10 protein-coding genes are annotated in these 14,890 nt (G+C 61.4%); 7 read left to right on the forward strand and 3 right to left on the reverse strand.

Annotation, left to right across the window (positions count from 1 at the left end; genetic code table 11):
* Positions 1–37 precede the first annotated feature (37 nt).
* Positions 38–856 (forward strand): 3-oxoadipate enol-lactonase, encoded by an 819-nt coding sequence (pcaD, locus tag AC1Q80_RS21125; protein ID WP_492361710.1) that lies wholly within the window; start codon positions 38–40, stop codon positions 854–856.
* A 371-nt stretch (positions 857–1,227) separates the two neighbouring features.
* Here pcaD and AC1Q80_RS21130 read toward each other — a convergent pair whose 3' ends face one another.
* Positions 1,228–2,151, reverse strand: coding sequence for an AraC family ligand binding domain-containing protein (locus AC1Q80_RS21130; protein WP_492361711.1), 924 nt, complete (start codon positions 2,149–2,151; stop codon positions 1,228–1,230).
* 191 nt (positions 2,152–2,342) lie between these two features.
* Between AC1Q80_RS21130 and AC1Q80_RS21135 the strand changes: the two genes are divergently transcribed.
* The 6 genes from AC1Q80_RS21135 to AC1Q80_RS21160 all read left to right on the forward strand — a co-directional run bounded on the left by AC1Q80_RS21135 (position 2,343) and on the right by AC1Q80_RS21160 (position 11,320).
* Positions 2,343–3,815, forward strand: a complete 1,473-nt coding sequence (locus AC1Q80_RS21135; protein ID WP_492361712.1) for an alpha-glucosidase/alpha-galactosidase — start codon at positions 2,343–2,345, stop codon at positions 3,813–3,815.
* Positions 3,816–3,962: 147 nt separating this feature from the next.
* Complete coding sequence (locus AC1Q80_RS21140; protein ID WP_492361713.1) at positions 3,963–6,041, forward strand: ABC transporter substrate-binding protein; 2,079 nt, start codon at positions 3,963–3,965, stop codon at positions 6,039–6,041.
* Between the two features lie 78 nt (positions 6,042–6,119).
* A complete protein-coding gene (locus AC1Q80_RS21145; RefSeq protein WP_209789206.1) occupies positions 6,120–7,133 on the forward strand; it encodes an ABC transporter permease in 1,014 nt (337 codons plus the stop codon).
* On the forward strand, positions 7,130–8,251 hold the full coding sequence (locus AC1Q80_RS21150) for an ABC transporter permease (RefSeq protein WP_492361714.1): 1,122 nt from the start codon (positions 7,130–7,132) through the stop codon (positions 8,249–8,251). Before AC1Q80_RS21145 ends, AC1Q80_RS21150 begins: the two co-directional genes overlap by 4 nt.
* A 10-nt stretch (positions 8,252–8,261) precedes the next feature.
* Positions 8,262–9,932, forward strand: coding sequence for an ABC transporter ATP-binding protein (locus tag AC1Q80_RS21155; RefSeq protein WP_492361715.1), 1,671 nt, complete (start codon positions 8,262–8,264; stop codon positions 9,930–9,932).
* Between the two features lie 17 nt (positions 9,933–9,949).
* Positions 9,950–11,320, forward strand: coding sequence for an alpha-glucosidase/alpha-galactosidase (locus tag AC1Q80_RS21160; RefSeq protein WP_492361716.1), 1,371 nt, complete (start codon positions 9,950–9,952; stop codon positions 11,318–11,320).
* 214 nt (positions 11,321–11,534) lie between these two features.
* Here AC1Q80_RS21160 and AC1Q80_RS21165 read toward each other — a convergent pair whose 3' ends face one another.
* Positions 11,535–12,623, reverse strand: a complete 1,089-nt coding sequence (locus AC1Q80_RS21165) for an ABC transporter ATP-binding protein (protein ID WP_492361717.1) — start codon at positions 12,621–12,623, stop codon at positions 11,535–11,537.
* A 9-nt stretch (positions 12,624–12,632) separates the two neighbouring features.
* Complete coding sequence (locus AC1Q80_RS21170; RefSeq protein WP_492361718.1) at positions 12,633–14,879, reverse strand: glycoside hydrolase family 2 protein; 2,247 nt, start codon at positions 14,877–14,879, stop codon at positions 12,633–12,635.
* Positions 14,880–14,890 lie beyond the last annotated feature (11 nt).

The raw sequence follows: 14,890 nt of genomic DNA on the forward strand, positions 1-14,890 counted from the left end.
ACCCATCTCTCACCGCAACAACCGGAGCAATTGCGCTGTGACCTATCTTGAGCTTGCCAATCACCGTCTGCATTACCGCATCGATGGATACGCGAGCGACGACAAGCCCTGGCTCGTGTTCTGCAACTCACTCGGCACCGACATGCATATGTGGGACGCTCAGGTGGACGTCCTGTCGGCGCAGTACCGCATCTTGCGCTACGATCGCAGGGGGCACGGGCGATCGTCCGCACCGTCTCCGTCCTATTCTCTCGACGACCTCGGTGGAGATGTCCTGGCGCTGCTGGATGCGCTGGACATCGCGCGAACGCATTTCTGCGGGCTATCGATCGGCGGTCTCACGGGACAGTGGCTGGGTATTCACGCCGGCAAGCGTCTCGGCAAACTCGTCCTATGTGCGACCGCTGCGAAGATCGGCACTGCGGAAGGCTGGGCGGCGCGTATCGAGGCTGTGCAAACCGAAGGGCTGGAGGCGCTGGTGCCCGCGACGGCAGAGCGTTGGTTCACACCGAAATCGCGCGTTTCCCAAGCGCGATCTGTCGCCAAGGCGCTCGACAGTTTCGCCGCCACTTCGCTCGATGGATATGTGGGATGCTGCGCGGCTCTGGCAAAGGCCGACCTGAAAAATGCGCTTGCCCAGATAGAAACGCCCGTGCTGGCCATCTCCGGCGAGCAGGATCCGGTTTGCCCGCCGGCGGATCTCGACGATATCGCAGCCGCAGTTCAGCGCGGTCGCCACGTGTCGTTGCCGGGACGGCATATCGTCAACATCGAGTCCGCCTCCTCGTTCAACGCCGTGCTTCTGGAATTCCTCGGGAACGAGGCCACAACACGCCCTTGCGAACCCGGCAGCTGACGCCGGGCCTGCATTATCGGTGCCGAATGCCCGCCAAGGGCTGCAGCTGGCGCCAAATGGCATTGCCGAAGGCGCGGACACGCGGAAAAAGGGCAAAAAAAGGGGCCGTCGGAAAACCGCGGCCCTTAAGTGTGAAGGTCAATAAACCTCCAGAGGGGAACAGCTGCTGCGGCGGAACTGGGAGGAGACCGCCATGTGCATCAGCTGCAGGCGTTATGCTCGTTTTTTGATCAGTTGGAAAACATTTTTTGTGCAATGCAGCTATGCGTGCGCTGCACTGCACCCGGATGCCTGGCTGCGACCGTGCCGGCCGGTGCCTGTCTACACGTCGCATTTGGCGATGCCGACCCTGATGGATGCGGCGCCGCCATTCAGGTCCGCTTTGCCGAGTTCACTGCGTCCCGGCTTTTGGCGGCGACGCTCGAATACATCCCGGTTGTGCGAAACTCGGTAGGGTTCGCCCCGAAATGGCGTCGGAAGACTTTGGCGAAATAGTTCGGATCCTCGAAGCCGGACATGTTCGATACCTCCTTGACGGACAGATGCGCCGCCTTCGTCAAAAGTTTCGCTGCCCGTTGCAACCTTTTACGCAGCACGAACTCCGCCGGCGGCATGCCCTCGCTGGCGGCAAAGACGCGCGAGAAATGTGCGCGGCTGAGCCCCGCGACCTCGGCCAGTTTCTCGACGGGCAGGGGATGCTCAAGGTTCGCCATGATATGCTGGATGACCTGTTGCATCGTCCGATACTCCTGGCTGAAGACCGGATGGGCGCCGAAGACGTCGTCGTAGAGGGCCATCGCCGCCTCATAGGCGATGGCCGACGCACTGCCTGACGCTTCGCCGCCACCTGAAATCAGCCGCAGGCTGCAGTCTGCCAGATGCTCGATCGTCTCGGGCTTCAGATTCAAGATCGGCCCGGTTGTCGAAAGTATGGCCTTGTGAATGCGCAGTGCCTCCTCGCCGTTCATCGAGATCCAGAAGAATTCCCACCGACCGCCCTGTTCGAGCCAGTAGCGGTGATTGTGCGGGACCATGAGCAGCAACGTTTCGCCTTCGCGCACACGGTGGTTGCGTGTCTCGTAGCGCAGGTTCCCGGCGCCTGAGAGGGTGTGCTGCAGCACGGTGAACGGCGTCTGGCCCCGCTTGCGACCGTCCCAGTCGTAGCTTGCATCGGTGCGAATCTCATAGCCCGTGCTGGTCGGCATCGTGTGCAGGCTATGACGTCCGCGCGGCAGCGAGACCGTCTTCATCGCCGGGCCGTTCTCGATCAATCTTTTCAGCACAGAATTACCCATGAAAGCACAATACCTCTCTGGTGACATCACGCATTATACGCATAATGCCTCTCAACAACGCAAGATGGCTGATTTTGAGCGATATGGACGGAACGGATCGGCAGGGGAAGCACGCTTAGGTGTAACCTTCCGGTTGAACCAATTTTACCCAATCTCTCACATCCAGCCGAACGAGCAGCGACGAGGACAGCATGGGTAACTTCAAGATTGCCATCATTGGCGCCGGCAGCGTCGGATTCACCAAGAAGCTCTTCACCGATATTCTCTGCGTGCCGGAGTTCCGTGATGTCGAGTTTGCGCTGACCGACGTCAGCGCAAACAATCTCCAAATGATCAAGTCGATTCTCGACAGGATCGTCGAGGCCAACAACCTGCCGACCAAGGTCACCGCCTCGACCGACCGGCGCGAGGCGATCGCAGGCGCACGCTATATTATCAGCTGCGTGCGGGTCGGCGGCCTCAGCGCCTATGCGGACGACATCCAGATCCCGCTGAAATACGGTGTCGACCAGTGCGTCGGCGATACGATCTGCGCCGGCGGCATTCTCTATGGCCAGCGCAACATCCCGGTGATCCTGGATTTCTGCAAGGATATCCGCGAACTGGCCGAGCCGGGCGCGAAATTCCTCAACTATGCCAACCCGATGGCGATGAACACCTGGGCGGCGATCGAGTACGGCAAGGTCGATGCGATCGGGCTTTGCCATGGGGTTCAGCACGGCGGTGAGCAGATCGCCGAAATCCTCGGCGCCAAGGACGGCGAACTCGACTTCATCTGCTCGGGCATCAACCATCAGACGTGGTTCGTCGATGTGAGGCTGCGCGGCCGCAAGATCGGCAAGGACGAGCTGGTTGCCGCCTTCGAGGCGCACCCGGTCTTTTCCAAACAGGAAAAGCTGCGCATCGACGTGCTCAAGCGCTTCGGCGTCTATTCCACCGAAAGCAACGGCCACTTGTCGGAATACCTGCCCTGGTATCGCAAACGGCCTGACGAAGTGACGCGCTGGATCGACATGTCGGACTGGATCCATGGTGAGACCGGCGGCTATCTGCGCCACTCGACCGAGACACGTAACTGGTTCGAGACTGAGTTCCCGCAGTTCCTTGAAGCCGCCGCCAGGCCGATCGATCCTGCTCGCCGTTCCAACGAGCATGCGAGCCATATCCTCGAGGCTCTGGAGACCGGGCGCGTCTATCGCGGCCACTTCAATGTGAAGAACAACGGCGTGATCACCAACCTGCCGTCGGACGCGATCATCGAATCGCCCGGCTTCGTCGATCGCTTCGGCATCAACATGGTCGCGGGCATCACGCTTCCCGAGGCTTGTGCTGCCACCTGCATTTCATCGATCAACGTCCAGCGCATGTCTGTCCACGCGGCGATCTCCGGCGATATCGATCTGTTGAAGCTTGCGGTTCTGCACGACCCCCTGGTCGGCGCCGTCTGCACGCCGGAAGAAGTCTGGCAAATGGTCGACGAAATGGTCGTCGCTCAGGCGCAATGGCTTCCCCAGTACGCCGACGCCGTGCCGGCGGCCCGCGAGCGCCTGAGCAAGGCAACGGTCAGGACCCGCGAATGGAAGGGCGCTGCCCGCCGCGAAATCCGATCGATCGAGGAACTGCGCGCCGAGAAGGAAGCGACGACATTGCGTGCGGCTGGCTGACAGGCCGAGGCGAGAGGACGCGGCAGCTTGGGAGAGCCGCCCCCTCGGATCAGACGCGCGTCTGCGAATGAAGGAAAATGCGTGAGGAGCAAGCCGTGCCGTTTCGGTCCGGCGTGAAGCATGAGGGAGAGAGAAACGATGAACGCAATGCGCCATTTTAGACTGCGAGCCGCCCTGATGGTCGGCGTATCGACCTTTGCCGTGCAAGCCTGGGCTTCCGAGCCGACCGTGGTGCCCGAACAGCCGCCATTTCCCGCACAGGGCAAGATCACCTATGTGCCCCGCGATTCCATCCTCGAATACAAGGCTTTGCCGGAGTATCGGGAGCCCGATTGGGTGACCGAGAAATTCGTGAAAACCGGCAAGCTTCCGCCGGTTGCCGAACGGCTGCCGAAGGAGCCCCTCGTGTTCAAGACGGGCAACATGCCCGACGGCCTCGGCGTCTATGGCGACACGATGCGCCACGTCGTCGGTGGGCGTCCGGAAGGATGGAACTACTCGGCCGGACAGACGCAGGGCTGGGGCGGCATCGACATCGAAATGTTCGAGTGCCTGACCCGGACGGCGCCGCTTTACCAGGTCGAGGCAAAGGACATGGAGCCGCTGCCGAACCTCGCCAAAAGCTGGGAGTGGTCACAGGACGGCCACAAGCTGACCATGCACCTGATCGAAGGGGCCAAATGGTCTGATGGCGTTCCGTTTTCGTCTGATGACGTGATGTTCTACTGGGAGGACAATGTCGTCGATCCGAACGTCTCGCCGCTCAACGGTGCGACGCCGGAAACGTTTGGAGAAGGCACGACGCTGAAAGCCATCGACGCCAACACGGTGGAATGGACCTTCAAGGAAGCGTTCCCGCGCCAGCATCTCTATTCGATGGCCTACGGCACCTTCTGCCCGGGCCCAGCGCATATCCTCAAGACGAAGCACCCGAAATACAACAAGGACATGACCTACGATCAGTACAAGAACGGCTTTCCGCCGGAGTACCTGAACATTCCGGTCATGGGCGCATGGGTGCCGGTCGAGTATCGCTCGGACGACATCATCGTGCTGCGCCGAAATCCGTACTACTGGAAGGTCGACGAGGCCGGCAACCAGCTGCCTTACCTCAATGAGATGCATTACAAGCTGTCGACCTGGGCCGACCGCGACGTGCAGGCAATCGCCGGCTCCGGCGACTTCTCCAATCTCGAGCAGCCGGAGAATTTCGTCGAATCCCTGAAGCGCGCCGCATCGGAAACGGCACCCGCGCGCCTTGCCTTCGGTGCCCGCCTGATCGGCTATAACCTGCACATGAACTTTTCCGGCAATGGCTGGGGCGATCCGGATGAACGCGCCAAGGCCGTACGCGAGCTCAATCGCAACGCGGACTTCCGCAAGGCCGTGACGATGGCGATCGATCGCAAGAAGCTCGGCGAGTCGCTCGTCAAGGGCCCGTTCACCGCGATCTATCCCGGCGGACTGTCGTCCGGCACCAGCTTTTATGATCGTCAGTCGACGGTCTATTATCCCTTCGATCTCGAAGGCGCCAAGGCGCTGCTTGAAAAGGCGGGCTTGAAGGACACGGATGGCAACGGCTTCGTCAACTATCCCGCCGACACGCTGGGCGGCAAGGATGTCGAGATCGTGCTTCTCGTTACCTCCGAGTACAACACCGACAAGAATCTCGCCGAAGGCGTGGTCGGGCAGATGGAAAAACTCGGGCTGCGCATCGTCCTCAATTCGCTGGACGGCAAGCAGCGCGACGCCACCAACTATGCCGGACGCTTCGACTGGATGGTGCATCGCAACGGCGCCGAATTGTCGTCCGTCGTGCAGAACACGCCTCAGCTGGCTGCCACCGGTCCACGTACAAGTTGGCATCACCGCGTGCCGGAGAGCGGCGAACTTGATCTGATGCCGTTCGAACAGGAACTCGTCGACATCGTCAACAAGTTCATCGCCAGCAACGACAACGACGAGCGGGCTGATCTGATGAAGCAGTATCAGAAGGTCTCGACGAGCAATGTCGATACGGTCGGCCTGACGGAGTATCCGGGCGCGCTGGTCATCAACAAGCGCTTCTCCAACATTCCAAGCGGTGCGCCGATCTTCATGTTCAACTGGGCGGAGGACACGATCATCCGGGAGAGGGTGTTCGTGGCTGCCGACAAGCAGGGGGACTACGAGTTGTTCCCCGAGCAGCTGCCGGGCAAGCCTGGTGAAGGCGGCCCGATCAACTGACCCTTCGCGGCATTCGCTCCGGCCGCAGCCGATCGTGGCCGGAGCGATCCTTCAACAACACAAGAGAACCTAACAGCCATGTTCCGATTTCTGCTTGTGCGCATCGCATCCGCCATACCCGTGCTCTTCGTGCTGAGCGTCGTCACGTTCGCGATCATTCAGGCCCCTCCGGGCGACTACAGCGACTATATTCGCTCGCAGCTGATCAACCAGGGTGGCGCCTCCTTCGAGGAAGCGGATGCCCAGGCCCAGGCCTACAAGGTCGCCAACGGCCTCGATAAGCCGATGGCGGTTCAGTATGTCAACTGGATCACTGGCATTCTGACCCGCGGCGACTTCGGCCATAGCCTGTTCTACAACAAGCCGGTGGCGGACGTGGTCGGCGAACGGCTGCCGCGCACACTGGCGCTGGCGCTGGTTTGCCACATCCTCGCATCGATCATCGGCATCACCTTCGGCATCCTTGCCGCCACGCGGCAATATTCCTGGATCGACAGCCTGCTGTCGGGCATTTCCTTCCTCGGCATGACGGTGCCGCGCTTCCTGATGGCGCTGATCATCGTCTATATCCTGGTCTTCCACTTCAACGTGACGGAGATCAACAGCTTCCATTCCGCCCGCTACGGCGGCGCGCCCTGGTCCTGGGATAAATTCGTCGATCTGCTGAAGCATGTCTGGCCGGTGATCGCGATCGCCACTTTCGGCGGCCTCGCCTACAACATGCGCGTGATGCGGGGCAATCTGCTCGACACGCTGAACGCCCAATACGTCGAGACCGCTCGTGCCAAGGGGCTTTCGGAGGGGGCGGTCATCATGCGCCATGCCGTGCCGAATGCGCTGCACCCGCTGGTCATGTATCAGGGCGTGGTTCTGCCCTATATGCTCACTGGCGAAATCGAGACCGCGATCATCTTTGCCCTGCCAACCGTCGGGCCGGCCATCGTCGGCTCCATGTGGGTCGGCGACGTCTATGTTACCGCCACCTTCATGCTGGTGCTGTCGGCGACGCTCATCATCGGCAACATCATCGCGGACATGCTGCTGGCGATGCTCGATCCGCGAGTGCGGCTTGGCGGAGGTGCACACGCATGAAGGCCGACATTCAAGACATCATCGCCGTGCCGGCACCGGCTGCTCATCACGGCAACGAGACCTATCTGGCGCTCGTCTGGCGCCGCCTCAAGCGGTCCTGGACCGGCATGGCCGGCCTCATCCTCGTCTGCCTGCTGATGCTGATGACGATCTTTGCGGAGTTCTTCTCGCCCGTCGATCCGAAGCTGACCGGCGTCGCCTTTGCGCCGCCGCAAGTAATCAGCATCACCGACCAGGACGGCAACTTCGTCTGGCCGCGCACCTACCAGGTGGGCGAGGGCACCGAGCTCGACCCGATCACCTTCCAGCCGATCGTCGGCCCTGACTATGCCAATCCCAAGGACCTCGGGTTCTTCGTCAAGGGGTTCAGCTACCGGCTTCTTGGCGTCCTGCCGACGGACCGGCATTTCTTCGGCGCCGTCGATGGAACGCCGGTCAATTTCCTCGGCACAGACAAGTTCGGCCGGGATGTGCTGTCGCGCATCTTCCATGGCTCGCGCGTATCCCTGATGATCGCATTGACGGTGGTGTTCATCGTCACGGTCGTTGGAACTACGATCGGCATGGTGTCGGGCTACTTCGGCGGCCGCTTCGACATCTGGATGCAGCGCTTCGTCGAGCTGGTGCTGGCCTTTCCGCAACTGCCGCTCTATCTGGCGCTGACGTCGCTGATCCCGGTGACGGCGCCGACCAACGTCTTCCTCGCCTTCGTCATCTTCGTCATGTCGGCGCTCGGCTGGGCACAGATGTCGCGCGAGGTGCGCGGCAAGACGCTGGCGCTCGCCAGGATAGACTACGTGCGGGCAGCCATGGCGATCGGCGCCACCGATCGTCGGATCATCTTCCAGCACATCTTTCCCAACGTCATGAGCCACGTCATCGTCGCGGTGACGCTGGCGATCCCCAACGTGGTGCTGCTGGAATCGTTCCTCGGCTTCCTCGGGTTTGCGGTCAAGCCGCCTTTGATGTCCTGGGGACTGATGCTGCAGGATACCGCCACCTATTCCGTCATCGGATCCTATCCCTGGATCCTGTCGCCCGTCGCCTTCGTGCTGATCACCGTCTTTGCGTTCAATGCGCTTGGCGATGGCCTGCGCGACGCCGTCGATCCCTATTGAGGAGGCGCCCATGGCACCCGTTGACCTAAACCTGCTTGCGCCCGAACAGCGGCACGATCATGCTGCAGCCATCGGCTCTCCGATCATCGACGCGCGCCATGTGGCGGTGAAATTCAAGGTCGAGGGCGGTCTCGTCGATGCCGTCAAGGACGTCTCCTTCCAGCTCTACCGCGGCGAGACGATCGCCGTGGTCGGGGAATCCGGATCCGGAAAATCGGTGACCGCCCGCACGGTCATGGGATTGCTCACCAAGCGCGCAAGCGTGTCGGAGCGGTCCAGCATCGCGTATGACGGCCGGAACGTGCTGAAGTTCTCCGATCGCCAGCGCCGGGCGCTACGCGGAAACCGCATCTCGATGATCTTCCAGGAGCCGATGAGCTCGCTCAATCCGGTCTACACCATCGGCGCCCAGATCATCGAGGCCATCCGGGTGCATCAGAAGCTGAGCCGCAAGCAGGCAACCGTGCGCACGCTGGAATTGTTGCGCCAGGTCCAGATTCCTGACCCGGAAGCGCGTCTCAACCAGTATCCGCACCAGCTGTCCGGCGGCCAGCGGCAGCGCATCATGATCGCCATGGCGCTCGCCAACAACCCGGACGTGCTGATTGCCGACGAGCCGACGACGGCGCTCGACGTCACCGTGCAGGCCCAGATCCTCAACCTCATCCGCGACCTGCAGAAAACGCTCGGCATGGCCGTAATCCTGATCACGCACGATCTGACCGTCGTCAAGCAGTTTTCGGACTATGTCTACGTCATGCAGAACGGCGAGGTGAAGGAGCACAACACCACGTCAGCCCTGTTTGAAAACCCGCAGCACCCATATACCCGACACCTGCTCAACTCCGAGCCGAGAGGCAATGCCAACCCGATGCCGCCGGGCTCGGCCGCCATCCTCGAAGGTCGCTCGGTGCGCGTTTCCTTCATGCTGCGGGCGGGCGGCTTCTTCAAGCCGCAACTCAAGGAGCTGGTCGCTGTCGACAGCCTCAGCCTGAAGCTTCATCGTCACGAGACATTGGGTCTCGTTGGCGAATCCGGCTCGGGCAAGACAACGTTCGGCCAGGCTCTGGTCAAGTTGCTACGGGCGGAAGGCGGCGAGATCCTGTTCGACGGTGAGCCGATCCAGAACAAGACCCGCGACGAGATGCGGCCGCTGCGCTCGCGCATGCAGATCGTCTTTCAGGACCCGTTCTCATCGCTCAATCCTCGCATGTCGGTCGGCCAGATCATCGAGGAGGGCTTGGTCGTCAACAGGCTCGGCGCCACGCGCAACGAGCGGCTGGAGCGGGTAAGGGAAGCGCTGAACAGCGCCGGCCTTCCCACCAACATCCTGTCGCGTTTCCCGCACGAGTTTTCAGGCGGCCAGCGGCAGCGTATCGCGATCGCCCGGGCGATCGCATTGGAGCCGGAGTTCATACTGCTCGACGAGCCGACGTCGGCGCTCGATCTCTCGGTTCAGGCACAGATTATCGAACTGCTGCGCAAGCTGCAGGACGAGAAGGGACTGAGCTACCTCTTCATCTCCCACGATCTCAAGGTCGTGCGCGCACTTTGCCACCGGGTGGTGGTGATGCAGCACGGCAAGATCGTCGAAGAGGGGCCGGTCGAAGACGTACTTTCCCATCCCAAGACCGCCTACACGGAACGGCTCGTCAGAGCCGCGTTCGAAGTGGCTGCCTAGCACAAAAGAGGCATTTCATGACGAGACAACCCAAAATCACCTTCATCGGCGCCGGCTCGACCGTGTTCATGAAAAACATCATCGGCGACGTTCTGCAGCGACCGGCGCTGGCGGATGCGAGGATCGCGCTGATGGACATCAATCCGCAACGGCTGGAGGACAGCGAAGTCGTCGTTCGCAAGCTGATTTCAACGCTCGGCACCAAAGCCACCATCGAATTGCACGCCAACCAGCGCAAGGCCCTCGACGGCGCCGATTTCGTCGTCGTTGCATTCCAGATCGGCGGTTACGAGCCCTGCACGGTGACGGATTTCGAAGTGCCGAAGAAATACGGCCTGCGCCAGACCATCGCCGACACGCTCGGCGTCGGTGGCATCATGCGCGGCCTGCGCACCGTGCCGCACCTCTGGAGCATCTGCGCCGACATGACAGAGGTCTGCCCGGACGCGATCCTGCTGCAATACGTCAACCCGATGGCAATCAACACCTGGGCGATCGCCGAGAAGTATCCGCACATCAAACAGGTCGGTCTTTGCCACTCCGTGCAGGGCACGGCGATGGAACTCGCCGAGGATCTGAACATTCCCTATGAGGAGATCCGCTACCGCTCCGCCGGCATCAACCACATGGCGTTCTTTCTGAAGTTCGAGCATCGTCAGGCGGACGGGTCCTACCGCAATCTCTATCCCGATTTGCTGCGTGGCTACCGCGAAGGTCGCGCGCCCAAGCCCGGCTGGAACCCGCGCTGCCCGAACAAGGTGCGCTACGAGATGATGACCCGGCTCGGCTACTTCGTCACCGAAAGCTCGGAGCATTTCGCCGAGTACACGCCCTACTTCATCAAGGAAGGCCGCGACGACCTGATCGAAAAATTCGGCATCCCGCTCGACGAATATCCGAAACGCTGCATCGAGCAGGTCGAGCGCTGGAAGGGGCAGGCGGCAGCCTATCGCTCCGCCGACAAGATCGAGGTCAAGCCGTCGAAGGAATATGCTTCGTCGATCATGAACTCCGTCTGGACGGGCGAACCCTCTGTCATCTACGGCAACCTGCGCAACAATGGCTGCATCACCTCGCTGCCCGACAATTGCGCCGCCGAAGTGCCCTGCCTTGTCGACGAAAACGGCATCCAGCCGACATTCATCGGCGATCTTCCGCCGCAGCTGACGGCGTTGATCCGCACCAATATCAACGTCCAGGAACTGACGGTCGCCGCCCTGATGACCGAAAACCGCGAACACCTTTATCACGCGGCGATGATGGATCCGCACACGGCCGCCGAACTCGATCTCGACCAGATCTGGGCGCTCACCGACGATCTGCTCGCCGCTCACGGCAACTGGATCCCGGAATGGGCGAGAAGTGCCAGAAAGGTTCACGCCGCGTAGCTCTTTCTCCCGGTCGCGCGGCCAGGAAACCCCGGAACCTCCCAGTTCCGGGGTTTTCCCTTGGGGGGTCGGAGTGTCAGCGTGCTTGAAGACGATTAGGGCGCGGTGGCGCAGGGCAAGCCAGGAGCGACGCCGGAATTTCAGTCCAGCCCATGGCAGGCAGGTGCCATGGGCGACGGGCCAAGCTTACACTCTTCCTGCTTTAGACCCGGTGTCATCGCAGTCGGTTGCCGTTCTTGTCGAAAAGGAAGGACCTGGACGCAGCGATTGCGACGGTCAGGGTCTCTCGGCTGGCGATATCGCGAACATCGCCATGCTCGATAATGATGCGCTCTTCGTCGGAGACGTGGGCGTAGACATAGCTGGTATTGCCGAGATGCTCCGCAACATCGACCTTGACTTTGACGTCCGTGTCGCCTTTCCCCTGTGCGAGAAAATGCTCCGGCCGTACGCCGAGCGTGACGACATCCCCGACCGCGATGGATGACGCGGCAATGGGAAGGGTCAGATGGACATCGGGCTGGCTTGTCAGCGCAACCGTTACATTTCCGGCAGCTATCGACGCCACGTTTGCTTTGAGAAAATTCATGCGCGGCGAGCCGATGAAGCCGGCAACGAAGGTGTTTGCCGGGTCGTCGTAAAGCGCAAGCGGCGCGCCCACCTGTTCGACCACGCCTGCCCGCAACACAACGATCTTGTCGGCAAGCGTCATCGCCTCCACCTGATCGTGCGTGACGTAGATGACGGTCGACTTCAACTCCTTGTGCAGCTTGGCGATCTCGACGCGCATATGGACGCGCAGTTCGGCGTCGAGGTTCGACAAGGGTTCGTCGAACAGGAAGACGTGGGGGTTGCGCACGATGGCGCGGCCGATCGCGACGCGCTGTCGCTGGCCGCCCGAGAGTGCCTTCGGCTTGCGATCCAGCAGCGGCTCAAGCTCGAGGATGCGCGCTGCATCGTTGACCCGGTTGTCGACGTCCGCCTTCGCCATGCCGGCGAATTTGAGCGCGAAACCCATGTTCTCGCGCACGGTCATGTGCGGATAGAGGGCATAGGACTGAAACACCATGGCGATGCCGCGCTTGGACGGATCGACATCGTTCATCACCGTGCCGCCGATCGAAAGTTCGCCGGAGGAGATGTCCTCCAGTCCGGCGATCATGCGCAACAGCGTCGACTTTCCGCAGCCCGAAGGCCCGACGAAGACGACGAACTCCCCTGCCTCGATCGACAGATCGACTCCCTTGATGATTTCGAGCGCGCCGAAGCGCTTGCGAATGTCGGCGAGACGGACTTCGGCCATGGTGACTACTCAGTTGACGGTAAAGGTGATGGACTGGGTGTCGAAGCGGCGGCTCGTCACCGTCAACTCGAGCTTGCCCTTGGTCTCGCCGGCCTCGATCCAGAAGCCGGTCGCTCCGCCTTTCAGCGTGTGTTCGGACGGACCGATGATCCGGCCCTGACCTTCGAGTGACAGCATGACCGGCTCCTCGAAATAGGGCAACAGGTTGCCGCATTGGTCGAGGGCCCGCACCACGACGCGCACGGCATCTTTTTCGCCAGCGCGAAGCTCCGTGTCGTCGGCGATGACCTCGAGCGAGGCCGGGACGGGATCGGCCGGCAGCGTCAAGGTCTTGACGGGCTTTCCGTCGACGTAGCCGGTAAAGGTGCCCTCGCGCCAGACACGGCCCCAGGTGCCGAATTCTTCAGGCGTCACGCTGCGCAGGTCGAGCACGACGGGGGGGTGCGGCAGATGCGGGTAATTTTCCCTGTCCGGATAGATCGTCTTCGCCGGCCACTCGCCGAACTTCACTTCGACATAGTCGCAGTTCGTCAGCACGATCAGCGGCAGCACGCCGCCGATATTGCGCTCACCGCGCGCCCAGAAGGTGACCGGCTGAAGCACGACATTGTCCTTCGGATCCCCTTGCGAGGCGTAGGCATAGGCGGCCAGTTTCGGGATCCGGTACATGTCGAGCACGCCGTGATAGCAGATGCGGTCGCCGGCGCCGAAATCCTTGTGGGTGTTGTAGTCGTACATGCACCAACCGGTGGAGCCGGAGATATCCCGGTCGCCGGCAACGGCGTTGAGGATCAGGAGATGCCGGGTCACGTGCTCGGCCTGGCGCTGTTCCTGGTCGAAGCGCTTGGTCGGATACATGTGACCGTTGTATTCGGTGATCATGTAAGGGATCGGCCGGGTAATGCCCGTTGTCTCGACGCGATCGCGCAGCACCACGCGTCCACGATTGTTGCCGGGCAGCTCCTCATTGCCGAGGATGAAGTCGTTCATCGTGTAGACGTCTTCGAGCAGTTCCGAATTGGTGATGAAGCGCACGCCGCCGGTCTGGCGGGTAGGATCAAGCTCGCGGGCAAGACGGTTCGTCTCCGCGTAGAACGCGTGGTTGTCCTGGCTTTCGTTGATGCGAACGCCCCAGATGATGATCGAGGGATGGTTCCAGTCCCGCTCGATCATCCGGCGCACATTCTCGATCGATTCCTTCTGCCAGGCGTCACCGCCGATATGCTGCCAACCCGGAATTTCCTCGAAGACAAGCAGGCCGATCTCGTCGCAGCGCTCGATGAACCACTTCGACTGCGGATAGTGCGATGTGCGCACGATGTTGCAGGCGAGCTCATGTTTCAGGATGTCGGCATCCTTCTCCTGCGCGCGCCGTCCCATCGCATAGCCGGTGTGCGGAAAGGCCTGGTGACGGTTCAATCCGCGCAGTTTCAGCGGCCGGCCGTTCAGCAAGAAGCCTTCCGGTGTGAAGAGGGCGGTGCGGAAGCCGAAGCGTTGGGTCAGCACGTCTTCGCCGTGTTCGGTCTCGAGTTTGAGCGACAGGGCGTAGAGCGCCGGATTGTCGATATCCCAAAGCTCGATGCCGGCGAGATCGGAGAACGTGAACATCGCCTCGTTGCCATCAACCGTAACCGAGGACGCAGCAACGTCGCCGCCACCCTTGCGGCGGATCTTTGCAGCCAGCGTGCCAGAGAAGGCGAGGTTTTCCGGATTGGCGAGGAAGACGCGGGCGGTGACGGATTTCTTCTCCGCCAGTGCGTCCGGCGTCTCGATCTTCACATTGGCGATCGAGACCGGGCTTGTCACCTTTAGCCAGACGTCGCGGTAGATGCCCGCATAGCAGAGATAGTCGATCTGGCCGCCGAAGGGTGGAATCTCTGGGTTCTCGGAGCCGTCGATCTTGACAGTGATCAGGTTTTCTCCGCGCACCAGATGCGGCGTCAGCCGTGCCTCGAAAGGCGTGTAGCCGTCCTTGTGCGCGATGATCTCCTTGCCGTTGAGATAGACGACGCTGTCGGCCATGGCGGCATCGAAGACCAGCGACACTTCGCGGCCTTCGAATTCGGCGCGCCAGTCGAGGCGCTTCTGATAGGTAAACGGCTTCTGGTAATCGGTCTCGTCGAAATAGTTGTAGGGCAGCTCGACGGCGCTGTGCGGCAACCGCACGGTTTCGCCCGTCTGGAGCGAATGCACATGCGTCGGTTCGAAACCGTCGCGGAAGACCCAGTTGGCATTGAAGTTTTCGGTAATGCGCATTGACGACGTTC

It is taken from the genome of Ensifer sp. GW823-FHT05D09 (assembly GCF_058795755.1).

Coding starts and splice junctions, on each gene's coding strand:
- AC1Q80_RS21130 (WP_492361711.1), bottom strand. CDS start 2,151: ATGGGTAATTCTGTGCTGAAAAGATTGATCGAGAACGGCCCGGCGATG.
- AC1Q80_RS21135 (WP_492361712.1), top strand. CDS start 2,343: ATGGGTAACTTCAAGATTGCCATCATTGGCGCCGGCAGCGTCGGATTC.
- AC1Q80_RS21140 (WP_492361713.1), top strand. CDS start 3,963: ATGCGCCATTTTAGACTGCGAGCCGCCCTGATGGTCGGCGTATCGACC.
- AC1Q80_RS21145 (WP_209789206.1), top strand. CDS start 6,120: ATGTTCCGATTTCTGCTTGTGCGCATCGCATCCGCCATACCCGTGCTC.
- AC1Q80_RS21150 (WP_492361714.1), top strand. CDS start 7,130: ATGAAGGCCGACATTCAAGACATCATCGCCGTGCCGGCACCGGCTGCT.
- AC1Q80_RS21155 (WP_492361715.1), top strand. CDS start 8,262: ATGGCACCCGTTGACCTAAACCTGCTTGCGCCCGAACAGCGGCACGAT.
- AC1Q80_RS21160 (WP_492361716.1), top strand. CDS start 9,950: ATGACGAGACAACCCAAAATCACCTTCATCGGCGCCGGCTCGACCGTG.
- AC1Q80_RS21165 (WP_492361717.1), bottom strand. CDS start 12,623: ATGGCCGAAGTCCGTCTCGCCGACATTCGCAAGCGCTTCGGCGCGCTC.
- AC1Q80_RS21170 (WP_492361718.1), bottom strand. CDS start 14,879: ATGCGCATTACCGAAAACTTCAATGCCAACTGGGTCTTCCGCGACGGT.